Source organism: Marilutibacter aestuarii (assembly GCF_006546775.1).
Classification (GTDB): Bacteria; Pseudomonadota; Gammaproteobacteria; order Xanthomonadales; family Xanthomonadaceae; genus Marilutibacter; species Marilutibacter aestuarii.
Genome location: NZ_VICE01000126.1, coordinates 1 through 22,493 on the forward strand (window position 1 = coordinate 1; position 22,493 = coordinate 22,493).

19 protein-coding genes are annotated in these 22,493 nt (G+C 69.3%); 6 read left to right on the forward strand and 13 right to left on the reverse strand.

What is annotated here, in order from left to right; translation table 11 throughout:
* The 9 genes from FKV25_RS13020 to FKV25_RS13060 all read right to left on the reverse strand — a co-directional run.
* Positions 1–276 (reverse strand): hypothetical protein (locus FKV25_RS13020; protein WP_141519232.1); only part of this gene is annotated, 276 nt, incomplete at its 3' end.
* A 247-nt stretch (positions 277–523) separates the two neighbouring features.
* A complete protein-coding gene (locus FKV25_RS13025) occupies positions 524–1,216 on the reverse strand; it encodes an HNH endonuclease (RefSeq protein WP_141519233.1) in 693 nt (230 codons plus the stop codon).
* Positions 1,217–1,279: 63 nt separating this feature from the next.
* Positions 1,280–1,768 carry a GNAT family N-acetyltransferase gene (locus FKV25_RS13030; RefSeq protein ID WP_141519234.1) on the reverse strand — a complete coding sequence of 163 codons (489 nt, stop codon included), beginning with the start codon at positions 1,766–1,768 and terminating at the stop codon, positions 1,280–1,282.
* Positions 1,765–3,540: an acyl-CoA dehydrogenase C-terminal domain-containing protein gene (locus tag FKV25_RS13035; protein ID WP_141519235.1), complete on the reverse strand. Its 1,776-nt coding sequence runs from the start codon at positions 3,538–3,540 to the stop codon at positions 1,765–1,767. The genes FKV25_RS13030 and FKV25_RS13035 overlap by 4 nt, the downstream gene beginning before the upstream one ends.
* Before the next feature lie 33 nt (positions 3,541–3,573).
* Positions 3,574–4,068: a hypothetical protein gene (locus tag FKV25_RS13040; protein ID WP_425462632.1), complete on the reverse strand. Its 495-nt coding sequence runs from the start codon at positions 4,066–4,068 to the stop codon at positions 3,574–3,576.
* Positions 4,069–4,161: 93 nt separating this feature from the next.
* On the reverse strand, positions 4,162–5,295 hold the full coding sequence (locus tag FKV25_RS13045; protein ID WP_141519236.1) for a zinc-dependent alcohol dehydrogenase family protein: 1,134 nt from the start codon (positions 5,293–5,295) through the stop codon (positions 4,162–4,164).
* Positions 5,292–5,729 carry an acyl-CoA thioesterase gene (locus FKV25_RS13050; protein WP_141519237.1) on the reverse strand — a complete coding sequence of 146 codons (438 nt, stop codon included), beginning with the start codon at positions 5,727–5,729 and terminating at the stop codon, positions 5,292–5,294. The genes FKV25_RS13045 and FKV25_RS13050 overlap by 4 nt, the downstream gene beginning before the upstream one ends.
* A 26-nt stretch (positions 5,730–5,755) precedes the next feature.
* Positions 5,756–7,132, reverse strand: a complete 1,377-nt coding sequence (locus FKV25_RS13055) for a hypothetical protein (RefSeq protein WP_141519238.1) — start codon at positions 7,130–7,132, stop codon at positions 5,756–5,758.
* Between the two features lie 67 nt (positions 7,133–7,199).
* Complete coding sequence (locus FKV25_RS13060; RefSeq protein WP_141519239.1) at positions 7,200–8,018, reverse strand: IclR family transcriptional regulator; 819 nt, start codon at positions 8,016–8,018, stop codon at positions 7,200–7,202.
* A 464-nt stretch (positions 8,019–8,482) separates the two neighbouring features.
* On the opposite strand from FKV25_RS13060, the gene FKV25_RS13065 reads away from it, so the two are divergent.
* The 3 genes from FKV25_RS13065 (at position 8,483) to FKV25_RS13075 (ending at position 12,960) form a co-directional block, all read left to right on the forward strand.
* Entirely contained in the window at positions 8,483–9,265 is a 783-nt protein-coding gene (locus FKV25_RS13065) for an SDR family oxidoreductase (RefSeq protein WP_141519240.1), read from the forward strand.
* A 4-nt stretch (positions 9,266–9,269) separates the two neighbouring features.
* Complete coding sequence (locus FKV25_RS13070) at positions 9,270–10,169, forward strand: SDR family oxidoreductase (protein WP_141519241.1); 900 nt, start codon at positions 9,270–9,272, stop codon at positions 10,167–10,169.
* 304 nt (positions 10,170–10,473) lie between these two features.
* Positions 10,474–12,960 (forward strand): TonB-dependent receptor, encoded by a 2,487-nt coding sequence (locus FKV25_RS13075; protein ID WP_246072090.1) that lies wholly within the window; start codon positions 10,474–10,476, stop codon positions 12,958–12,960.
* A gap of 524 nt (positions 12,961–13,484) precedes the next feature.
* Here FKV25_RS13075 and FKV25_RS13080 read toward each other — a convergent pair.
* The 4 genes from FKV25_RS13080 to FKV25_RS13095 form a co-directional block, all read right to left on the reverse strand.
* Complete coding sequence (locus FKV25_RS13080; RefSeq protein ID WP_141519243.1) at positions 13,485–15,137, reverse strand: long-chain-fatty-acid--CoA ligase; 1,653 nt, start codon at positions 15,135–15,137, stop codon at positions 13,485–13,487.
* Positions 15,138–15,206: 69 nt separating this feature from the next.
* Positions 15,207–16,202: an NADPH:quinone oxidoreductase family protein gene (locus tag FKV25_RS13085; RefSeq protein WP_141519244.1), complete on the reverse strand. Its 996-nt coding sequence runs from the start codon at positions 16,200–16,202 to the stop codon at positions 15,207–15,209.
* A gap of 38 nt (positions 16,203–16,240) precedes the next feature.
* The gene (locus FKV25_RS13090) at positions 16,241–17,059 is read right to left on the reverse strand and encodes an IclR family transcriptional regulator (protein WP_141519245.1); all 819 of its coding nucleotides are present in this window, start codon (positions 17,057–17,059) and stop codon (positions 16,241–16,243) included.
* A 30-nt stretch (positions 17,060–17,089) separates the two neighbouring features.
* Entirely contained in the window at positions 17,090–18,325 is a 1,236-nt protein-coding gene (locus FKV25_RS13095; protein ID WP_141519246.1) for an acyl-CoA dehydrogenase family protein, read from the reverse strand.
* A gap of 229 nt (positions 18,326–18,554) precedes the next feature.
* Here FKV25_RS13095 and FKV25_RS13100 point away from each other — a divergent pair, with 229 nt between their 5' ends.
* From FKV25_RS13100 to FKV25_RS13110, 3 genes are read left to right on the forward strand one after another with little or no spacing between them, the layout of a single operon-like run.
* Positions 18,555–19,271 (forward strand): 2-phosphosulfolactate phosphatase, encoded by a 717-nt coding sequence (locus tag FKV25_RS13100; protein ID WP_170218637.1) that lies wholly within the window; start codon positions 18,555–18,557, stop codon positions 19,269–19,271.
* Positions 19,268–20,338, forward strand: coding sequence for a phosphotransferase family protein (locus tag FKV25_RS13105; protein WP_141519248.1), 1,071 nt, complete (start codon positions 19,268–19,270; stop codon positions 20,336–20,338). The genes FKV25_RS13100 and FKV25_RS13105 overlap by 4 nt, the downstream gene beginning before the upstream one ends.
* 58 nt (positions 20,339–20,396) lie before the next feature.
* A complete protein-coding gene (locus tag FKV25_RS13110) occupies positions 20,397–22,478 on the forward strand; it encodes a 3-hydroxyacyl-CoA dehydrogenase NAD-binding domain-containing protein (protein ID WP_141519249.1) in 2,082 nt (693 codons plus the stop codon).
* The last annotated feature ends 15 nt before the right edge of the window (positions 22,479–22,493 follow it).

The following is a 22,493-nucleotide window of genomic DNA, read 5'->3' on the forward strand; positions in this document are numbered from 1 at the left end:
CGAGACGCTGTGGGCGTCGAAGGGGCGCTCGAGGCGGTAGTCGGTCTGCGTGCGCGGGGCGGTAGTCAGGCCGATGACCTGCTTGCCGGTGGCATGCAGTCGAAGCCAGCTCATGGGACCGTACATGCTGTCCATGTCGACGACGACATAGTCGGCCTGGCTTTCCGGCAACAGTTTCCAGGCGCGGCCGATACGGTCGTTGGCGGCGTTGATGGCGTCCGTCAGGCCGGATTCGGTGTTCGGGTCCATTCCGGTCAGGCCAATGGTCAGTGGCATACAAGATCCATGTTGCGCGCTGCATGCGCTGATATGTCGGGCGAGTTTTGCCAAGCTGGGCCTTGGCGTCAATCTTCGGGCGACGAATATGCGTCCGCGGCGCCGTTCCGTCGTCCCGAAACGACGCACGGTGCCTGCATGTGACGCGGGAGGGCGCCACTGCGACATTCCGGGTCAGTCGCCCCGCACGGCGCTGCCGGGGGCCCGCGGCGCCGATGTTGCTCCGCCGCATGAACCTGCGTGGGGCTCAGGCGTTGACGCGGCTGTCGCGCGGCAACTGGGTCCGCAGGAAAGCCATCTGGTCGGCCAGGATGTTCCGGTTCGACAGGATCAGGTGTTCGATCCAGCTGGGCCGGTAGGGAACCGCCAGCAGCGGCATGTTGGCCTGGTGCGGCGTCCGGTTGCCCTTGCGGGAATTGCAGTTGAAGCACGCCGACACCACGTTCTCCCAGATGTCGCGACCGCCCTTGGACACCGGTTGAACGTGGTCGCGGGTGAGTTTCGGGCGGGCGTACTTCTGGCCGCAGTACAGGCACAGGTGGCTGTCGCGCGCGAACAGCGCGCTGTTGGTCAGCGCGGGCGTGGGATCCAGCGCGCCGGCGCGCGCATGGCCGCGCGCGGCGATGATCGGCGGCAGTTCCAGCAGGCTTTGCTGGCCGGTGACGCGATTGATGCCGCCATGCACGCGCAGGCAGGGTTCGCCCAGCGTCCAGGCGACGGCATCGCGTGCATACAGGCAGGCGGCGTCCTGCCAGCTCATCCAGTCGAGCACGCGGCCGCAGGCATCGAGCGACAGCAGTCGCACGGCGTCCAGGCGTTCGAAGGAAGGATCGGGGACGGCTCGCAGGCCGGGCGACGGCGAAGCATCCAGGCCGCTCCGAAGCGAGGCTTCGGGCGTCCCGGCGTGGACCAGGCGTAGTGGCGCTCTATCGGTCTCCATCGGGACACCAGCTTATACGCCTTTGTTGACGTTTTGTGTAGCTCGCCCCGATCGCGGGCCGGCCTAGCGGCCCAGCGGCTTGCCCATCCTCAGCAGGTCGACGTCGAAACCCTGCGACAGGTACAGGCGCTGTGCGCGTTCGTTGCCCGGGAACACCGACAGGGTCAACCGGCTGCAGTCGCTCGCGCGGGCGAAGGCATCGGCGTGCGCCAGCAGTGCGCGCGCGAGGCCGCGACCTTCGAAGTCGGTCGCGATCGCGAGGTCGGAGACGTGGCAGGTGGCGCCGCCGTCGAAGAAGTCGGTGTCCATGAGCAGGTGCACGAACCCCGCGGCGGCGCCGTCGACCTCGATCACGAAGAAGTGCGAATGCGCCGGTCGCGTCGCCAGGTGCCGTGACAGGTCGCCGCGCACCCCGGCGCCGACGGTCTCCCGGCTGCGGCCGGGGGGGAGCGGGAACTCGCTGAAGCGATCGACGAAGCCCAGGATGAACGCGTCGTCCGCACTGGTGGCCGGGCGGATCGCGTGCCCGACCCGGCCTGGACCCTGGCTCATGCCTCGCCCAGTTCCGGCAGCGAGGCGATGCCGCTTTCGATCGCGGCCGCGTGCGCCAGTGCACGCGGCAGGATGCGTGCGAAATAGAACGTGGCGGTATCGCGCTTGTCCTGCTTGAAGGCGTCTGGATGCGAGGAGGCGTCCGCCGCCGCCACGCTGCGCGCCCACCAGTAGGCCAGGGCCACGTAGCCCGAGTACATCAGGTAGTCGTAGGCGGCGGCGCCGATCTCGTCGGCATTGCCGGCGGCGGCCTTGGCGATGCGCGTGGTCAGCTGCTGCCATTCGGCGGCGCTGGCCTGCAGCGGGCCCACGAACGGGGCCAGGCGTTCGTCCTGCGCGTGTTCCTTGCAGAAGGCCTCGACCATGCCGAGCATGACCTTCAGCCCGGCACCCTGCAGCTGGATCACCTTGCGGCCCAGCAGGTCGAGCGCCTGGATCCCGGTGGTGCCCTCGTACAGGGTGGTGATGCGCGCGTCGCGCGCCAGTTGCTCCATGCCGTGCTCGGCGATGTAGCCGTGGCCGCCGAAGCACTGCAGCGCATGGTAGGTGCACTCCACGCCCCATTCGGTCAGGCAGGCCTTGACGATGGGGGTCATGAAGCCGAGCAGCGCGTCCGCCGCCGCGCGTGCGTCGGCATCGGCGTCGTGGGCTTCATCGAGCAGCAGGGCGCTGTGGTAGGCCATCGCGCGACCGCCTTCGACCAGTGCCTTGCAGGTCAGCAACATGCGGCGCACGTCAGGGTGGACGATGATGGGATCGGCGGGCTTCTCCGGATGGCGCGGGCCACTGAGCGCCCGCATCTGCAGGCGTTCGCGCGAATAGCGCAGCGCGTTCTGCAGGGCGCGGTCGGACAGGCCCAGGCCCTGCAGGCCGACGGCGAGGCGGGCGGAGTTCATCATGGTGAACATGCCCATCAGGCCCTTGTGCGGCTGCCCGACCAGATAGCCTTGGGCGGCATCGAAATTGATCACGCACGTCGCCGAGCCGTGGATGCCCATCTTGTGTTCCAGGCTGCCGCAGCGCACCGCGTTGGCCTCGCGCATGGCGCCCTTGCGGTCGACCCGGACCTTGGGCACCACGAACAGCGAGATGCCCTTGCTGCCCGCGGGGGCGTCGGGCAGACGGGCCAGTACCAGGTGGACGATGTTCTCGGTGAAGTCGTGCTCGCCGGCGGTGATGAAGATCTTGGTGCCGGTGATCGAGTAGCTGCCGTCGCTGCAGGGTTCGGCGCGCGTCTTCAGCAGGCCCAGGTCACTGCCGCAATGCGGCTCGGTCAGGCACATGGTGCCGGTCCAGCGGCCCTCGACGAGGGGGCGCAGGAACGCCTCGCGCTGCCAGTCCTCGCCATGGTGCAGCAGGGCTTCGGTGGCGCCGTGCGAGAGCAGCGGGAAGTTGCCCCAGGACAGGTTGGCCGCGTCGATCATCTCCTTGATCGGCACGCCGGCGGCGTGCGGCAGGCCCTGGCCGCCGAAAGCCTCCGGCGAGGACAGGCCGGCCCAACCGCCGGCGGCGTATTCGGCGTAGGCCTCCTTGAAGCCGGGCGGCGTCGTGACCTGGCCGCTGGCCTTGTCCAGCGTGCAGCCGGCCTGGTCGCCGACCGCGTTGAGCGGCGCGAGGACGGACTCGCAGAAGCGCGCGCCTTCGTCCATCACCGCGTCGAGGATGTCGCGGGTGGCGTCGGTGAATCCCAGTCGCTGGAAGGCGGCGTCGGCATGGAGGACGTCGAACAGGACGAAGCGGATGTCGTCGAGGGGGGCTTTGTAGGTGCTCATCGTGGACCGTGTGCGGGAAGGGGGAGGGCGGGCTCAGCGCAGCACGCCGGGCAGGCCCGGCGCTGGGCTCAGCGCGCTGTTGCGCTCGATGTCGAAATCGCGCGACTTGCTGCTCTCGTCGGGCGTGGCGACGACCGTGCCGGTCAGCGAGTAGGACAGGCTGCGACCGGCCGCCAGCGCGTCCGCGGCGGCCAGCTTGGCGGCGGCGGCCGGGACCAGTCGTGCTTCGACCACGTCGGCCGACTCCGGGCCGATGTCGAGCGCGGGACTGGCGCGCAACGCGCCCGCCTCCTGGCCGCCGGCCTGGAGCACGAGGTCGAAGCGCTCGAAGCGCATCGGGATGCTGCTGTAGTTTTCCAGCCGCACCTGCGCCGTCCAGCTGCCGTCCACGTTGACCGTGAGCTGCTGCAGGCGCGCGGCGGGCTCGGAGACCCGGCGCACCGGTCCGCTGGAGCAGGCGGCGAGCGCGACGAGCAGGAGCGCCGGGATCGCCATGCGTGGAACCTGTGTCCAGGACCGTGTCTTCATGTGGGCCGTGCCTCGTGGGAGTGGAGTCCGGACACGAGAATACTACGGCGCATGGTGGCGCTGGCGGGGCGACGGGTAGCGCGCGCCCGGTCCTCAGGTATCGAAGGCGATGACCTGGCGGATCGCAGTGCCGGCGGCGAGCCGGTCGAATCCTTCGTTGACGCCGTCGAGCGACAACGTATGCGTGAGCAGGCGCTCCACCGGCAGGCGGCCGCTGCGGTGCAGGGCGATGTAGCGCGGTATGTCGCGCGAGGGGACGGCCGAGCCCATGTACGACCCGCGTACGCAGCGCTCCTCCGCCACCAGGCTGACGGCGGGCACGCTGAACATGCGATCCGGCGCCGGCAGGCCGACCGTGATCGTGGTGCCGCCGCGACGCGTCGCGGCGTAGGCCTGGGCCAGCACGCGTTCGTTGCCGACCGACTCGATCGCGTGCTCGACACCGCCGCGGGTGATCTCCCGGATCGCCTCGACCGGGTCGGTGGTGGCGGCATCGATGCAGTGCGTCGCGCCCAGCGAGCGCGCCAGCGCCAGCTTTTCCGGCACCACGTCGACCGCGACCAGGGGGTGGGCGCTCGCCGCGACCGCGCCCAGCAGCGCCGCCAGCCCGACGCCGCCGAGTCCGAAGACCGCCACGCCTTCGCCGGGTCGTACGCGGGCGGTGTTCACCACCGCGCCGACGCCGGTCATGACCGCGCAGCCGAACAGCGCGGCGGTCGTGGGCGCGAGGTCCCGCTCGATCCGCACCGCCGAACGCGCCGAGACCACCGTGCATTCGCTGAAGCAGGACACGCCCAGGTGGTGTTGCAGGCGCGTCCCGTCGGCATCGCGCCAGTGCCGGGCACCACCGAGCAGGCGTCCCTCCGCGTTGGCGAGCGCGCCGGGTTCGCACAGCACCGGGCGCCCGCTGGCGCAGGGGGCGCAGTGCCCGCACATCGGCACGAAGGAGAACACGACGCGGTCGCCCGGCTGGAATCCGGGCGTGTCCCGGCCCACCTCCAGCACCTCGCCGACGGCCTCGTGGCCGAGCACCATCGGCAACGGTCGTGGCCGCGAGCCGTCGATCACCGACAGGTCGGAGTGGCACAGGCCGGCGGCGAGCACCCGCACGAGCAGTTCCCCCGCGCCCGGCCCCGAGAGTTTGAGGGTCTCGACGCCGAGCGGACGCGAGCCTGCGTATGGCGCAGGCCGGCCCATCTCGCGCAGGACCGCGGCGCGTACCTTCATGCCCGCGCCTCCGCCGGCACGTGCAGCGGCAGCAGGGCCTCGCGGATCGCCGCTGGGATGGGATGCGAGCGACGGCTGTCGCGGTCGACGAAGACGTGCACGAACCAGCCTTCGGCGGCGGCCGTATCGCGCCCGGGGCGAAACAGGCCGACTCCGTAGCGCACGCTGGCGTTGCCCAGGTGCTCCACGCGCAGGCCGGCTTCGACGGTTTCGGGGAAGGCCAGTTCGCCGTTGAAGCGGCAGTGCGATTCCGCGCACAGGCCGATGACCGCGCCGCGATGGATGTCCAGCCCGCCGCGCTGGATCAGCCATGTGTTGATGACCGTGTCGAAGTAGCTGTAGTACTCGACGTTGTTGACGTGGCCATACACGTCGTTGTCCTTCCAACGCGTCGGGATCGGCAGGAAGTGGCGGTAGTCGTCGCGCGCGCTCATGCGGCCTCCGGTCGTATCGGCGTGGGTCAGGGCTCGGGGTCGATCGCGGGCGCCGCTGCGGGCGTCGCCTGCCGCTCGGGGCCGACCAGCAGCAGGCACACGCCGATGCCGACCAGCAGGCCCACCCAGGGCTGCAGCAGCGCCAGCGCTGCGCCGGTGAGCATGGCCGCGCCCCGCGCGCTGGCGTCGCGCGGGATCGCCATCCCGATGTAGGCGCAGGCAAAGCCGGTCAGCACCAGGGTCAAGGACAGCGCGATGCCGAGCAGCGGTTTCATCGCCGTCAGCAATGGCAGGATGAAATAGATGAAGGGCAGGCCCATCAGGTAGTAGGACATCATGCCGCTGTGCAGGTCGGGGACGGCGCGCGGCCCCTCTTTCCAGCGCTTGACGACGATCACGTGGACGCCGGTCCACAGGCTGCCCTGGGTGGTGAAGAACGGCGACACCAGGGCCGAGGCGGCGTTGCGGATGGCGAGTGCGAGATGCGATCGGCTGGCGTTGATGTCGACCGGGTCGTCGGGTCGCGATGGTGCGGCCTCGCGCAGGACTTCGTTGCCGGTCACCCAGTCGCCGAACTGGATGACGTAGGTGACCAGCACCAGCGGGATGCCCGCCAGGTACATCTCCAGCGGCGGCCAGCCGATGCTGAAGGGCGACATCTTCGCCATCGCCTCGCCCATCGGCGGCAACAACCAGCCCCACTGGATGTCGTACTGCACCTCGCCGACGAGCGGACCGATGAGCGCGGCCGCGAGGAAGCCCGGCAGCAGTCCCAGCGCGACCAGGAGCGACAGCGAACGATGGCGTTCGACCAGGCGGCGGAACGGCGTGGAGAACACGCACACCAGGCAGATCGCGCAGGCGACCGCGGTGGTCACCGGTTGCGACATCAGCAGCTTGCCGCCATCGTCGACGAACACGCGGCGGAAGGCAGACAGCGCCGCGCCCAACAGGATGCCCGCCTTCAGCGTCGTGGGCAGCCAGCGCATCAGCTTGCGCCCCAGGCCGGTGACGCCAAGCACGAAGACCAGCGCGGCATAGCTGAGCGTCAACGCGGTCATCGCCTGGAAGCGGGTGGTCGGGTCGGGGTAGCCGGCGATCACGTAGGCCAGCGCCAGCGGCAGCGCCGCGGTGGTCCAGCCCGGCGCGTAGGGTTCGCCGAAGATGTACAGCGACGAGACCAGGAAGATGCTGTTGAACAGCACGCAGGCCACGGCCTGCTCGAAGCTCATGCCGAAGTAGCCGCTCAGGACCGGCACCAGGGCCAGCCCGGTGGCGGTCGCCACCAGCGTGCCCTGCAGGAACTCGGGCCACAGCAGGCGCGAGTGCAGGAACGGAATCCGGCAGGTGAATGGTCCCCAGCGCCATCCGGCGGCGGTGGCGCCCTGTCGCGTTTGCTTCATCGTGCCCTCCCGGTCATCGCGTTCCAATCCCCTGCATGTGATGCCGGCCCTGCCGGCGCCGCCGCGCCTAGAAGCGGCCTTCGACTTTCTCGAATACGGTGTTGCGCAGCGCCACCAGCTTGGGCCCGAAATCCTGGACGAGCTTCTCGCGCGTCATCACCGAGATCCGCCCGCTGCAGTTGAACGCGAGCACCCGCCCGCGGTCGCTGGACATCATCGGTACGCCCACCGCGAACACGTCGGGGTTCCACTCGCCCATCGAGAAGCAGAAGCCGTAGGTCTCGTACTCCTCGCGGGCGCGGACGATGCCGGCATGGATTCGAGGCCATTGCTCGGGATCGCAGTCGTCCTTCAGTTCGGCGAGCCGCTGCTCGAACAGCTCCGGCGGCCGCGCGGCGAGGTCGGCGCGGCCCAGCGCCGTGGAGCCGTGCGGCACGCGCATGCCCGGCGCCAGGTTGAGCTGGAAGGTGTGGTCGCCCTGGCAGACCTCCAGCAGGATCATCCGCAACCCATCGGCGGCCCCGAGCATGACCGCCGACTGGGTGTATTCGGCCAGTTCCTTCATCAGCGGGCGTGCAACCGACACCACGTCGTTGTTCTTCATGTAGGCGTGGCTCAGTCCGAGCACCGCGGTGCCGAGCGCGTACTTCTCCAGCGTCGCCGAGTACTCCAGGTAGCCCAGCGATGCCAGGGTGAAGGTCAGCCGCGACACCGTCGGCTTGGGCAGCAGGGTCTGGCGGGCGATGTCCTGGTTGCCCAGGTAGCGCTCGCCGTGCTCGAAACAGCGGAGGATCGCGAAGGCGCGCCCGACCGCATTGACGAACTGGGGGTGGGTCTCGTCGAAGGGCCGGTTGAAGACGTCGATGCTGCGTTTGGGGCTTCCCATGGGGGTTCCTGGATCAGGCGGCCGCGGGCGGGGAGAGGGAGGTGCGGGACGGGGCGGCGGACGGATGGGGTCGCCGGCCGACGGCAGGCAGACGCCGCGGCCAGCCGGCCATGGGCCCCGCCGCCTCCAGGGTTTCCCCTTGTGCCGGCGACGGTCCGCTGTCTATTTCAAATTTCATGATATGAAACTTAATTCCGAAACCGCGATATGCGCCGGAGTTTGGATGCTTGGCGAACAGGCTGTCAAATGCCCTGATGAATGCTGCTTTGCACCATGAAAATGGATACCCCGAGGTATTGAATGCGTGCAAATAGCAGGCTAGATTGTTTCAGGAATCAGAAACTTAGTTTCATAGAGCGGAATATAAAAGCGCGTCACAGGGGGCAATACGGACTTCCGCGGGCCTGCCGGCCTGCCAGCGCCCTGCCTGCCGCTCCCGTCAGCCCACATCACCAAGAGGCGCCATGAATACACGCACCGACATCTTCGACCTCACCGGCCGCACCGCCCTGGTCACCGGCGGCTCCCGCGGGCTGGGGCTGCAGATCGCCGAGGCGCTGGGCGACTACGGCGCACGGGTCCTGCTGTCGGCGCGCAAGGAGGACGAGCTCAAGGCGGCGACCGCCCACCTGCGCGAGCGCGGTGTCGATGCCGACTGGGTCGCCGCCGACGGCGCGCGTCCCGAAGGCGTGGAAGCGCTGGTCGATGCGGCGCTGGAGCGCATGGGACAGGTGGACATCCTCGTCAACAATGCCGGGACGAGCTGGGGGGCGCCGGCCGAGGACCATCCGCTGGAGGCCTGGGACAAAGTCTTCGATCTCAACGTGCGCGGCCTGTTCCTGCTCAGCCAGCAGGTCGCGCGGCGCTCGATGATCCCGCGCAAGCACGGCCGCATCGTCAACGTCGCCTCCATTGCCGGCCTGCGGGGCAATCCGCCGGGCAGCATGCAGACGATCGCCTACAACAGCGCCAAGGGCGCGGTGGTCAACTTCACCCGTGCGCTGGCGGGCGAGTGGGGCGTGCACGGCATCACCGTCAATGCGCTTGCGCCGGGGTTCTTTCCCTCGAAGATGAGCGCCGGACTGATCCAGCACCTCGGTGAAGAGGCGCTCATCGGCAATGCGCCGCTGCGCCGGCTCGGCGGCGACGAAGACCTCAAGGGCGCGGCGCTGCTGTTCGCCTCCGACGCGGGCAGCCACATCACCGGGCAGGTCCTGGCGGTGGATGGCGGCTACACGGCGGTCTGAGGCGATGGAGACGCTGCGCGGCAGGACCGTGGTGATCACCGGCGCCGGCTCCGGGTTCGGCCTGGAGTTCGCGCGCCTGGGCGCACGCGAAGGCATGAAGCTGGTGCTGGCCGATGTCCAGGAGGATGCGCTCGACGCGGCGCGGCACGAACTCGAGTCGGCCGGCGCGGCGGTTTTCGCGCGCGTGGTCGACGTCGCCGACGCCGGCCAGGTCGAGGCGCTGGCCGACGACGCCGAATCCCGTTTCGGGCCGGCGCACCTGGTCTTCAACAACGCGGGCGTCGGTACCGGCGGACTGCTGTGGGAAAACAGCCTGGCCGACTGGGAGTGGACCCTGGGGGTGAACCTGTGGGGCGTCATCCATGGCGTCCGCACCTGGGTGCCGCGCATGCTGGACGCCTCGCGCGCGGATCCGGCCTTCGAGGCGCACGTGGTCAACACCGCGTCGATGGCGGGCCTGCTCAACCCGCCGCTCAGCGGCGTCTACAACGTCACCAAGCACGCGGTGGTGTCGCTCACCGAAACCCTGCACCACGACCTGGCCCTGGTCACCGACCGGGTCCACTGCTCGGTGCTGTGCCCCTATTACGTGCCCACCGGCATCGGCCGCTCGGGGCGCAACCGCCCCACTGCCGCCCATGGCGATGCGACACGCTCGCAACGCGTTGCCGAGGCCATGGTCGAGAAGGCCGTGGGCTCGGGTCGCGTGAGTGCCGAGGACGTCGCTCGGACCACCTTCGAGTCCGTCGCCGCACGGCGCTTCTACATCGTCTCGCACCCGCAGGCACTGGGTGGGGTGGCCCGTCGCGCCGAGGACATCGTCGCGCTGCGCGATCCGGCCGACCCCTTCGCCGCGCGCCCGGGGCAGCGCGAGTCCCTGATCGAGGCGCTGCGCGCGCCATGAGCAGGGCCGTCCCGCGCATGGTTTCGAGGGAGGGAGGCGCCGCCACCAACCCGGTCTGATCGGTCTTGTCCAGCGGATGCGAGGGCGCCCACGGGAGGGAAGGCGCAGGGGCATCCGGTTCCAACGCACAGGTGATTTCCAAGCATGCAACCGCGTACCGGGCCCGGAGTCGGTCCGGACGACCACGCAAGCGCGAGAAGCCGACGCATGGGGTTGCTCATTTCCATCCTGGGAGGGATGCACCATGGCTGTTCGTAACGCTGCCCGTACCGCAACACGTCACCCGAACCGAACCGCGCTGTCGATGTCGATCGTGCTCGCCCTCGTGGCGCTGCCGCTGGTGCCTGCGATCGCGCAGGAACAGGCGCCGGCCACGTCCGCTGCCGCAACCGAAAGCGAGGCGTCGCCCAAGACGCTGGACATGATCACCGTCACCGCACAGAAGCGCGAAGAGGCGCTGCAGGACGTGCCGATCTCCATGACCGTGGTCCCCGAGCAGGTCCTCGAGGACGCCGGCGTGCGCGACATCAAGGACGTCCAGCTGCTGGTGCCGGCGCTGAACGTGACCAGCACCAGCAACGAAGGCCAGACCACCGCGCGCCTGCGCGGCGTCGGCACGGTCGGCGACAACCCCGGCCTGGAATCCTCGGTCGGCATCGTCATCGACGGCGTCTACCGGCCGCGCAACGGCGTCGGCTTCGGCGACCTGGGCGAGGTCGAGCGCATCGAGGTCCTGAAGGGCCCGCAGGGCACGGTGTTCGGCAAGAACACCTCCGCCGGCCTGATCCAGGTGATCACCAAGCGGCCCGACTACCAGCAGTCCGCGGAAGGCGAGCTGACAGTGGGGAGCTACGGCGCAATCGGCGTGGCGGGCTCCTACAACGACGCGCTCGGCGAGAACAGCGCCTTTCGCATCTATGCCACCAAGCGCAAGCGCGACGGCGTCACCGACGTCGAGACCGGTGCGGGCCCGAGGCGCGAGGACGAGGATGGCAACATCAACTTCCAGTCGGTGCGCAGCCAGTTGCTGCTCGAGCCCAGCGACACCCTGGACATCAACTTCATCGCCGACTTCACCAGTCGCGACGAGAACTGTTGCGTGGGCGTGACCACCACCCGTGGCCCCGCCGCGGCCATCGTCGACGCGCTGGCCGGGGGGCAGGGCGTCATTCCCGTCGCCGATCCCGAGCAGCGCCTGGCGTACAGCAACCAGGGCACCCGCACCGACACCATCGACAAGGGCATCTCGGCCGAGGTCAACTGGATCACGCCGTGGTTCGGCGATGCCACCCTGACCTCGATCACCGCCAACCGCAGCTGGGATTCCGTCAACGAATCGGACCTGGACTTCTCCGCCGCCGATATCTGGACGCGTGCCTACGGCGACGATTTGAACTCGGTGAGCTTCGACACCTTCAGCCAGGAGTTCCGGCTGACCGGTTCGACCGATCGCCTCGACTGGATGGTCGGCCTGTTCTACAGCGACGAGGACCTGGTGCGCCGGGACGCGATCAGCATGGGCAATGCGTACGAGCCCTACCTGTCGATCGCCCTGTTGAACAACATCGCCGCGAGCTTCCCTGCGGGCCTGGTCAACACCAATGGCGCGGCGACCTTCCTGGCCGAGGCCGGTGGCCAGCCCTACGGCACCAGCTTCGCCGGACGCGGCTCGATGGACCGTTTCGACCAGAACGCCAAGAGCACCGCCGCGTTCACCAACATGACCTTCCACGCGACCGACGCGCTCGACCTGACCCTGGGCCTGCGCTACACGCAGGAGAAGAAGGAGGTCGATTCCAGCTACGCCAACCCCAACGGCAGCCCCAGCTGCAGCGCGGGACTGGGCAATCCGGCGCAGGTCGCGCAGGCCCTGATCGCACGGGGCGTTCCGGCGCAGTTCGTCGGCAATATCGTGCCGACCGTGATCGGCTACATGTGCCTGCCCTGGGCCAACACCCTGTTCAACGGGCTCGAGACGCACCAGGAGCGCGACGAGAAGGAGTGGTCGGGCACCTTCAAGGCGGCGTACCGCTGGAACGAAGCCTTGATGACCTACTTCTCCGCCTCGCGCGGCTACAAGGCCGGTGGCTTCAACCTCGACCGCGTGCAGCTCGGCGTGACCCCGAGCACCGACACCTCGTTCCCGGGCGAGTTCGTCGATGCCTACGAGCTCGGCGCGAAGGCGACGCTGATGGACGGCAACCTGTTGCTGAACGCCGCGTACTTCAAGCAGGACTACAGCGACTTCCAGCTCAACAGCTTCCTGGGTTCGAGCTACGTGGTGCGCTCGATCCCGGAGCTCAACACCCACGGCGTGGACGCCGACATGATCTGGCAGACCGGGATCGACGGGCTCACGCTGCAGGGTGGCCTGACCTGGTTGCAGGCCGAGTACGGCGACGATCCGCTGCCCGACGCCGCGCTGTCGCGCCTGCCGGGCGCCACGCCGGGCTTCGCGCCGGAATGGCAGAGCAGTGCGGCGATCACCTACGAGTGGGGTTTCAGCGATGACCTCATCGGCCGCTTCTTCCTCGGCGCGAAGTACACCTCCGAATACAACACCGGTTCGGACCTCGCGCCGCAGAAGATGCAGGACGCCTTCACCCTGGTCAATGCGCGCTTCACGCTGGCTTCGAGCGCCGACCGCTGGTCGGTCGAGTTGTGGGGCCAGAACCTGACCGACGAGACGTATGCACAGGTCGGCTTCGATGCACCGCTCCAGACTGGCTCCTACAACGCCTTCCTCGGTGCGCCGCGCACCTACGGCGTCACCTTCCGCCTGAAGTACTGAGCCACGCCCTCAGTCGGAAAGAGCCCGCCATCTGGCGGGCTTTTTTTTGCTGGCTGGGCAATGCCGACCGGCCGATCCGGGCAGCCTGGGTCCCATCCCTGCACCGTCATCCCAGCGAACGCTGGGATCCAGCTCTTGCGTTCCAACTATCGGTGGGTGCGCTTCGCTTACCCGGGCTACGGAGCGAGTCGCCTTTGCGGTTGGCTTGCGATCCCATGCCCCTCGTAGGATGGGTAGCGCGAAGCAAAACCCATCGCGCGTCGTACGTGCAGCTTCGCGACGGTGGGTTTCGCCTTCGGCTCTACCCACCCTACGAGGCTGGGTACCAACCCTGCGCCGTCATCCCAGAACGCAGGATGGGTAGAGCAACGCGAAACCCATCAACCGAAGCGTCAAGAATCTCGATCCGGGCGCACGCTGGGCGCCGACTCTTGCATTCCGGCCTGCCACCGGTGCTTGAGTGCTGCATCGCCCGCGCCTGCTCCCGGACGCAGCAGGCGCGAGGACGCACGCCGCGTCCCGTGTCAGTCGGCTTCCCGTTCGCGCTCGCGGGCCTGCAGTTCGCGCCACTGGACCTTGCCGGTGCCGCTCTTGGGCAGGCGGTCCACGAACTCGACCACGTGCGGCACCTTGTAGGCGGCCATGTGTTCGCGTGCCCAGGCAATCACCTCCGCTTCGGTGGTGGTCTGGCCCTGCGCCAGCACCGCGACCAGCTTGACGCTCTCGCCGCGCTGGCGGTCGCGGATGCCGATCACGCAGGCTTCCTGGATCGCCGGGTGCGCGAACATCAGGTTCTCGACCTCGGCGGGCCAGACCTTGTAGCCGGAGGCGTTGATCATCCGCTTCAGGCGATCGACGATGAAGAAGTAGCCATCCTCGTCGATGTAACCCAGGTCGCCGGTGCGGAAGAAGCGCTCGCCTTCGATCTCGACGAAGGCCGCGCGCGTGGCGTCCTCGCGTCCCCAGTAGCCCTTGAACACCTGCGGGCCGCGGATGAGGATCTCGCCGACCCCGTCGGGCGGCAGCAGGGCGAGCGTGTCCGGGTCGACCACCACCGAGTCGGTGTCCTGGATCGGTATGCCCAGGCACTGCGCCTTCGGGCGCTGGACCGGGTTGGTGTGCGTGGTGGCCATGGTCTCGGACAGGCCGTAGCCCTCCACGTAGGGCAGTCCCCACAGTGCATGGATCTTTTCGGCCACCGCCTTGGGCATGGCCGCACCGCCGCCGCTGAGCAGGCTCAGCGAGGACAGGTCGAAATCGGCGAGGTCGGGCTGGGCGAGGAAGTCGAACAGCATCGTCGGGATCGCGGTCCAGGTGCTCACGCGGTAGCGCTGGATGAGCATCGCGGCACAGCGCCGGTCCCAGCGCGTCATGATGGCCATGGTGCCGCCGGCGAAGACGACGGCGTTGACGCCCATCTGCAGGCCGGTGACATGGAACATCGGCAGGGCGGCAAGGGCCACCTGGTCCTTGGCGATGCGGCAGAACTCCGCGGCGCCGATCGCCGGGTGCATGACGCTGCGATGGGTGTGCATGCAGCCCTTGGGCGCGCCGGTGGTGCCCGAAGTGTAGGGAATGATCGCCAGGTCGTCGGGGCCCACCTCGACCGGCATGGGCGCGATGCCGGCCGCGACGGCCTCGTGCCAGGGCGTCGCGCCGTCGATCGCCAGGCGGTCCTGGGCGACGACCTCGGGCACCGGCAGGTCGGTGTCGGCGTGCAGGTAATCGCGGTAGCAGGCCGACAGTCCATGCACCAGCGCGCTGCCCAGCAGGGGCGTGACGTGGGCCGCCAGTTCCTGGCCGAAGATGGCGACGCGCGCACCGCAGTCGGTGACGATGTGCTCGACCTCCGCGGCCAGGTTCATCGTGTTGACCGGGACCACGACCGCGCCGGCACGCAAGATGGCGTGATAGGCGACCACGAACTGGGGGCTGTTCTGCAGGTAGAGCACGACCCGGTCGCCCTTGGCGACGCCGAAGCGCGCCTGCAGGAAGCCGGCGAGCCGGTCCACCTCCTGCCTGAGCGCCGCGTAGGACACCTCGCTGCCGTAATAGGCGATCGCGGTGCGGCCCGGGTAGCGGGTGGCGGCGACGTCCAAGTTGAAGTACAGCGAGGTTTCCGGGATGGCCATCCGCAAGGGGACCCCGGGCGGCCAGTGGCGCATGTTCTTGTGCATCGGCATTCCCTCCCAAGGGTGCGCAATGGCATGTGGATGCGACCGCGCCCGTGCCGGCGCGTGCCGCGGTCAGTCCGCTTGCTGCGGCAGCACCACCAGCTTGCCGATGGCCTCGCGCGCCAGCAGCGCGTCGAGCGCGTCGGCGGCACCGGACAGCGGGTAGCGCCGCGATACGTGCGGCCTGATGCGTCCTTCCCCGAGCCAGCCGAACAGGGTCTTCATGTTCTCGGCGTTCCGCTTGGGCTCGCGCTTGACGAACTCGCCCCAGAACACCCCGACCAGGGCGCTGCCCTTGAGCAGCAGCAGGTTCACCGGCAGTCGCGGTATCTCGCCGGCGGCGAACCCCACCACCAGGTAGCGCCCGCGCCAGCCGACGCAGCGCAGGGCCGGCTCGGCGAAGTCGCCGCCGACCGGGTCGTAGACGACGTCCACGCCCTTGCCGTCGGTCAGCGCCTTGACGTGCTCCTTGAGGCCTTCGCTCCCGTAGTCGATCACTTCGTCGGCGCCGTGCGCGCGCGCGGCATCACGCTTGGCTTCGCTGGACGCCGCGGCGATGACGCGCATGCCCATCAGCTTGCCGATCTCGACCGCAGCGAGGCCGACGCCGCCGCCGGCGCCCAGGACAAGCAGCGTCTCGCCTTCCTTCGCCTCGGCGCGGTCCTTCAGGGCGTGCAGCGAGGTGCCGTAGGTGAGGACGAAGCTGCCGGCGATCTCCAGGGCGTCGTCGCCGATGTCGGGGGGCAGGGGCACGATGTGGCTTTCGTCCACCGCGACCTCCTGCGCGAACGCACCGAATGGCGTGAGCCCGACGACCTTGTCGCCCACCGCGACGCGGGTGACGTCCGCCCCGGTGGCGATGACCTCGCCGGAGAGCTCGCCGCCGGGCGAGAACGGCAGCGGCGGGCGGAACTGGTACTTGCCGGCGACGATCAGGGCATCGGGGAAGTTGACCGCCGCCGCGCGGGTGCGGACCAGCACCTGGCGCGGGCCGGGCGTGGGCGAGGGCACCTCGGCGACGCGGAGGGAGGACGGCGGTCCCCAGGCTTCGCAGAGAACGGCTTTCATCGGGCGTGGCTCCTCATCGGTGCGGGGGTGGCGGGCAGTCAGAAGCGTCCTTCGGTGGCCTGCAGGACGCGGTCGCGCAGCGCGACCAGGCGTGGGCCGAAATCGTCGATCAGGCGTTCGCGGGTCATCACCGAAACGCGGCCGCTGCAGTTGAACGCGAGCACGCGGCCGCCGTCGGCGGACACCATCGGCACGCCGATCGCGAACACGTCCGGGTTCCAGTCGCCCATCGAGAAGCAGAAGCCGTAGTGCTCGTAGTCCTGGCGCGCGCGCACGATGCCGGCGCGCAGGCGCGGCCAGTAGCCCGGTTCGCATTCGTGCTCGAGCTCGCGCAGGTGGCGCTCGAAGACGTCCAGCGGGCGCGCGGCAAGGTCGGCCCGACCCAGGGCGGTGGAGCCATGCGGCACGCGGGCGCCCACGGCGAGCTTCATCTCGAACATCGGGTCACCCTGGGAAACCTCCAGCAATACCATCCGGCCGCGATCGGCTTCGCCCAGCATGACCGCGGATTGCGTGTACTCGGCCAGCTCGCGCATGAGCGGGCGCGCCACCGCGACGACGTCGTTGCCCTTCATGAAGGCATGCGCCAGCGACAACACCGCGGTCCCCAGTGCGTATTTCTCGGCGGACTCCGAGTAGCTCAGGAAGCCCAGCGACGCGAGGGTGAAGGTCAGGCGCGAGACGGTGGCCTTCGGCAGTCCGGTCTCGCGCGCGATGTCGCGGTTGCCCAGTTGCGTCGGGCCGTGCTCGAAGCAGCGCAGGATCGAGATCGCGCGTCCCACCGCGTTGACGAACTGGGGGTGGCTCTCGTCGATGGAGAGGCTGAGGGTGTCGATCTTTCTTTTCGGGTTACCCATGGTCTACCTGTCGTGGCGTGGCCCGGCGCGTCAGGGCGCCGGGGCCATGGCGGCGATGCGAGCCAGTTCCAGGCGCGCGATGGTGCCGCAGTGGACTTCGTCGGGGCCGTCGGCCAGCCGCAGGGTGCGGATGCCGGCATACGCGGCGGCCAGCGGGAAGTCGTCGCTGACGCCGGCGCCGCCATGGGCCTGGATCGCCCAGTCGATCACCTGGCAGGCCATCTGCGGTGCGACGACCTTGATCATCGCGATCTCGGTGCGCGCCTCCTTGTTGCCGACGCGGTCCATCATCCAGGCGGCCTTGAGCGTCAGCAGGCGCGCCTGCTCGATCATGCAGCGCGCATGGGCGATGCGTTCGTGCCACAGCGACTGCTCGGAGAGGGGCCGGCCGAAGGCCACGCGCGACTGGAGGCGCTGGCACATCAGTTCGAACGCGCGCTCCGCCGCGCCGATGGTGCGCATGCAGTGGTGGATGCGGCCGGGCCCCAGCCGGCCCTGCGCGATCTCGAAGCCGCGGCCTTCGCCAAGCAACAGGTTGGACGCGGGCACGCGGACGTCTTCCAGCGCCACCTCCATGTGCCCGTGCGGGGCATCGTCGTAACCGAACACCGGCAGGTGCCGCACGATGCGGATGCCGGGCGTGTCTGCCGGGACCAGGATCATCGACTGCTGCTGGTGCCGCGGCGCGTCGGCGTCTGTCTTGCCCATCACGATGTAGACCGCGCAGCGCGGGTCGCCCGCGCCCGAGGACCACCACTTGCGTCCGTTGATGACGTAGTCGTCGCCATCGCGGCGGATCGAGCAGCGGATGTTGGTCGCATCCGAGGAGGCCACCTCCGGCTCGGTCATCAGGAAGGCCGAGCGGATCTCGCCCGCGAGCAGCGGCTCCAGCCAGCGGCGCTTGTGCGCCTCGCTGCCGTAGCGCTCGAGCGTTTCCATGTTGCCGGTGTCCGGCGCCGAGCAGTTGAACACCTCGGGCGCCCAGGGCACGCGCCCCATGATCTCGCACAGCGGCGCGTACGCCAGGTTGTCCAGGCCCTCGGGCGCCCGCGGCGAGCGGGGCAGGAACAGGTTCCACAGGCCCTCGGCGCGTGCCCGCGGCTTGAGTTCCTCGATCAGGGGCAGCGCCTGCCAGACGTTGCCAGCCTCGCGGTGGCGGCGGATCTCCTCGTGATAGCGCCCTTCGTTGGGGAGGATGGCGTCGTCGAAGAATCGCAGCAGGCGGGTGCGCAGCGCTTCGACGTCCGGGGAATGGGAGAAGTCCATGCGGGCCTTTTCATGATCGCAACTAGAGTTCCACGGAACGGAACTCGTGATGTTGCCGGTATCCGAATCCTAGGCTATGTGGAAACGCTGGGCAATACGCGATCACGGGCTTGATCAAGGCAGGCGCTGTGGCTAGGATGGGTCATTATCGAAACATTAGTTCCGCTATATGGAACTTATGGATCGACCGACGAGCGGCGCGACCGGCGCCCAGGCCAAGCGAGGACCGATGCGCAAGCTGCACGTGCTGTTCAAGAGGGAGGAGCTCGACCCCACCCGGCTCGCGGGCAAGGTGGTAATCGTGCTGGACGTGCTGTTCGCGACCTCCACCATCGTCCACGCCTTCGGACAGGGCATCCGCCACGTGTGGCCGGCGCGCGACGCCAGCGACGCACTGCGCATCGCCGGGAGCCTGGATGCGCCGCTGCTGGCCGGCGAATACCTCGCCCGTGGCCTGCCGGGGTTCGGGCCCGCCACGCCGCTGGCGCTGGCGACGGCCGGCCTGCACGGCGCCACCCTGGTCTACGCCACCACCAACGGTACCGTCGCCCTTGGCGATGCCGCCGGCGCCGCGCATGTCTACGTCGGCGCCCTGCTCAACGGTCGCGCGCTGGTGGAGCATGTCGTGCGCGAACATCCCGACGCCTCGGTGCTGGTGGTCTGCGCCGGTTCGGCGAACCGCTTCAACCTCGAGGACTTCTATGGCGCCGGCCACCTGGCCTCGCATTTCGAAGCGCTGGGGGACTACGCGCTCACCGACGCCGCCATCGCCGCGCTGTTGCTGTACCGCGGCTGCGCGGCGGGAACCGCGCTCGGTGCCTCGCGCGTGGGCCGGCTGATGCGCGACAACGACCACCAGGCCGAGGTCGACTGCGCGGCGCGGATGGACTGCCTGGACGTGGTACCCCGACTGCAGGACGGCTGCCTGCAGCTGGTGGCGGCATGAGCGCGGCGACCCGGCCGCCGGTCGCCGGCGCGAACCTCGACGACGCGGCGATCGCGCGCCTGTCGGCCTACCTCGACGATCGCCTGGGCGGACTGCCGGGGCCCCTGCTTGCCAAGCGCTTCGAGGGCGGGCAATCCAATCCCACCTACCTGCTGCAGGCCGGCGACCGCCGCTACGTGATGCGTTCCAAGCCGGCACCGGCGGCGCAGTTGCTGCCATCGGCGCACGCCATCGAGCGCGAGTTCCGGCTGCAGAGTGCCCTGCGCGACTCGCCGGTACCCGTGGCGCGCATGCATTGCCTGTGCGAGGACGAATCGGTCATCGGCCGCGCCTTCTACCTCATGGACTTCGTCGACGGCCGGATCTTCTGGGATCCCTCGCTGCCCGGCATGTCGACCGCCGGACGCGGCGCGCTGTACGACGAGCTCAACCGCGTCATCGCCGCCCTGCACACGACCGATGTGGCCGCGCTGGGGCTGTCGGACTACGGCAAGCCCGGCAACTACTTCGAGCGGCAGATGGCACGCTGGACCCGCCAGTACCGCGCCAGCGAAACCGTCCGCATCGAGGCGATGGAACGGCTGATCGACTGGCTGCCCGGGCACATCCCGGCGGACTCGGGTTCGATCGTCTCGCTGGTCCACGGCGACTACCGGCTCGACAACGTGATCTTCCATCCCAGCGAACCGCGGATCCTCGCCGTCATCGACTGGGAACTCTCCACCCTCGGCCATCCCTTCGCCGACTTCGCCTACCACCTGATGACCTGGCACCTGGCGCCGGCGCCCTTCCGCGGCACCGCCGGGCTCGACCTCAATGCGTTGGGCATCCCCGACGAAGCGTCGTATGTCAGGACCTACGAAGCGCGTACCGGACGCACCGTTACCGGTGACTGGAACTACTACCTCGCCTACAACGTGTTCCGCCTGGCCGCGATCATGCAGGGCATCGTCAAGCGGGCCGGCGAGGGCGTCGCCAGCAGCCCGCAGGCGATGGCATACGCACGACAGGTCGAGCCGCTCGCCGAACTGGGCTGCCGCTTCGCCGACCGGGTCGGTTCGCGATGAGACGCTTTACCGCCGCCACGCCTTTCCCGAACCACCTCGCACACAGGGTTCCCCGCACATGCCAGTGAACTACGAGATCCGCGATGGCATCGCCATCCTCACGCTGCACAACCCGCCGGTGAACGGCCTGGGCATCGCGACCCGTCGCGGCCTGGTCGAGTCGCTGGACCGCGCCTGCGACGACGACGCGGTCAAGGGCGTCGTCGTCACCGGCGGCGCGCGTGCCTTCTCCGGCGGCGCCGACATCCGCGAGTTCAATCGCCCCGAGGCCAGCCAGGAACCGACCCTGCCCACCGTCATCACGGCATTCGAGGCCAGCCCCAAGCCGGTCGTCGCGGCGATCGAGGGCATGGCGCTGGGCGGCGGCCTGGAGCTGGCGTTGGGCATGCACCATCGCATCGCCGCGAGCGGCGCGCAGATCGGCCTGCCCGAGGTGAAGCTTGGCCTGCTGCCGGGCGCTGGCGGCACCCAGCGCTTTCCGCGCGCCGTCGGGCTGGAGACGGCGGTCAACATGATCGTTTCCGGCACGCCGGTGGCGGCGTCGCGCCTGGCCGACACGCGCCTGTTCGACGCGGTGGTCGAAGAGGGCGTGCTCGATGCCGCGATCGCATTGTGCCGCGAGGTCGCCGAGTCGGGCGCCACGCTGCCGAGGGTGCGCGACTGGACCATCGAACATCCCGACGCCGAGGGGTTCCTGGGCTTCGCGCGCAACGGCGTGGCCGCGGCTTCGGCGCATTACCCGGCGCCGCTGAAATGCATGGACGCGATCGAGGCGGCCGTGAAGCGCGACTTCGAGGCGGGCCTGGCGGTGGAGCGCGAGGCTTTCGCGCAATTGCTCGCCAGCGACGAATCGCGCGCGCTGCGGCATGCGTTCTTCAGCGAGCGGGCGGCGGGCAAGGTCGCCGGACTCGACGCAAGCGTGGTCCCGCGGTCCATCGACGCGGTCGGCATCGTCGGTGCCGGCACCATGGGCGGCGGCATCGCGATGAACTTCCTCAACGCGGGCATCCCGGTCACCCTGCTCGAGCTCGGGCAAGAGGCGCTGGACCGCGGCCTGGCCACCATCCGCCGCAACTACGAGAACAGCGCCCGCAAGGGCAAGCTCACCGCCGAACAGGTCGAGGCGCGCATGGCCCTCCTCACGCCGACCCTGTCGTACGACGACCTCGCCCATGCCGACCTGGTGGTCGAGGCGGTATTCGAGGAGATGGGGGTCAAGGAGGCGGTGTTCGGCCGGCTTGACGACCTCGCCAAGCCGGGCGCGATCCTCGCCAGCAATACCTCCACGCTCGACGTCGACCGCATCGCGCAATTCACCCGCCGGCCTTCCGACGTGCTCGGCACCCACTTCTTCAGCCCCGCCAACGTCATGAAGCTGCTGGAGGTCGTGCGCGGCAAGGCCACGGCACCCGACGTGCTGGCGACGGTGATGGCGCTCGCGCGCCGGATCGGCAAGACCGCGGTGGTGTCGGGCGTGTGCGACGGCTTCATCGGCAACCGCATGATCGAGCAGTACAGCCGGCAGGCCGGCTTCCTGCTGGAGGAGGGCGCGCTGCCGCAGCAGGTCGATCGCGCGATGGAGGCGTTCGGCATGGCGATGGGGCCGTTCCGGATGGGGGATCTCGCCGGCAACGACATCGGCTGGGCGATCCGCAAGCGGCGTGCGGTCGACAGCCCGGAAATCACCTACTCGCGCACCGCCGACCTGCTCTGCGAGATGGGGCGCTTCGGCCAGAAGACTGGCGCCGGCTGGTACGACTACGCGCCCGGCGATCGCACCGCGCGTCCCTCGCCGGTCGTCGACGCGATGATCGAAGCGTACTCCGCCGAGCAGGGGATCACCCGTCGCCGGATCGACGACCAGGAGATCGTCGAGCGCCTGGTCTACGCCCTCGTCAACGAAGGCGCGCTGATCCTGGAGGAGGGCATCGCCGCGAAGGCGTCCGACATCGACGTGGTCTATCTCACCGGTTACGGCTTCCCGGTCTGGCGCGGCGGGCCGATGTTCCATGCCGACACCGTCGGGCTCTACAACGTGCTCCGCTCCATGCGCCGTTTCGCCAAGGGGCTGCATGGCGACGCGTGGGAGCCTTCGCCGCTGCTGGTGGAGCTGGCCGAAACCGGCCGCTCGTTCAACTGACTGCCCCAGGGCCCT

What these genes read in the sequence shown, in the direction of transcription:
- FKV25_RS13025 (WP_141519233.1), bottom strand. Translation starts at nt 1,216, where the DNA reads ATGGAGACCGATAGAGCGCCACTACGCCTGGTCCACGCCGGGACGCCC.
- FKV25_RS13030 (WP_141519234.1), bottom strand. Translation starts at nt 1,768, where the DNA reads ATGAGCCAGGGTCCAGGCCGGGTCGGGCACGCGATCCGCCCGGCCACC.
- FKV25_RS13035 (WP_141519235.1), bottom strand. Translation starts at nt 3,540, where the DNA reads ATGAGCACCTACAAAGCCCCCCTCGACGACATCCGCTTCGTCCTGTTC.
- FKV25_RS13040 (WP_425462632.1), bottom strand. Translation starts at nt 4,068, where the DNA reads ATGAAGACACGGTCCTGGACACAGGTTCCACGCATGGCGATCCCGGCG.
- FKV25_RS13045 (WP_141519236.1), bottom strand. Translation starts at nt 5,295, where the DNA reads ATGAAGGTACGCGCCGCGGTCCTGCGCGAGATGGGCCGGCCTGCGCCA.
- FKV25_RS13050 (WP_141519237.1), bottom strand. Translation starts at nt 5,729, where the DNA reads ATGAGCGCGCGCGACGACTACCGCCACTTCCTGCCGATCCCGACGCGT.
- FKV25_RS13055 (WP_141519238.1), bottom strand. Translation starts at nt 7,132, where the DNA reads ATGAAGCAAACGCGACAGGGCGCCACCGCCGCCGGATGGCGCTGGGGA.
- FKV25_RS13060 (WP_141519239.1), bottom strand. Translation starts at nt 8,018, where the DNA reads ATGGGAAGCCCCAAACGCAGCATCGACGTCTTCAACCGGCCCTTCGAC.
- FKV25_RS13065 (WP_141519240.1), top strand. Translation starts at nt 8,483, where the DNA reads ATGAATACACGCACCGACATCTTCGACCTCACCGGCCGCACCGCCCTG.
- FKV25_RS13070 (WP_141519241.1), top strand. Translation starts at nt 9,270, where the DNA reads ATGGAGACGCTGCGCGGCAGGACCGTGGTGATCACCGGCGCCGGCTCC.
- FKV25_RS13075 (WP_246072090.1), top strand. Translation starts at nt 10,474, where the DNA reads ATGTCGATCGTGCTCGCCCTCGTGGCGCTGCCGCTGGTGCCTGCGATC.
- FKV25_RS13080 (WP_141519243.1), bottom strand. Translation starts at nt 15,137, where the DNA reads ATGCACAAGAACATGCGCCACTGGCCGCCCGGGGTCCCCTTGCGGATG.
- FKV25_RS13085 (WP_141519244.1), bottom strand. Translation starts at nt 16,202, where the DNA reads ATGAAAGCCGTTCTCTGCGAAGCCTGGGGACCGCCGTCCTCCCTCCGC.
- FKV25_RS13090 (WP_141519245.1), bottom strand. Translation starts at nt 17,059, where the DNA reads ATGGGTAACCCGAAAAGAAAGATCGACACCCTCAGCCTCTCCATCGAC.
- FKV25_RS13095 (WP_141519246.1), bottom strand. Translation starts at nt 18,325, where the DNA reads ATGGACTTCTCCCATTCCCCGGACGTCGAAGCGCTGCGCACCCGCCTG.
- FKV25_RS13100 (WP_170218637.1), top strand. Translation starts at nt 18,555, where the DNA reads ATGCGCAAGCTGCACGTGCTGTTCAAGAGGGAGGAGCTCGACCCCACC.
- FKV25_RS13105 (WP_141519248.1), top strand. Translation starts at nt 19,268, where the DNA reads ATGAGCGCGGCGACCCGGCCGCCGGTCGCCGGCGCGAACCTCGACGAC.
- FKV25_RS13110 (WP_141519249.1), top strand. Translation starts at nt 20,397, where the DNA reads ATGCCAGTGAACTACGAGATCCGCGATGGCATCGCCATCCTCACGCTG.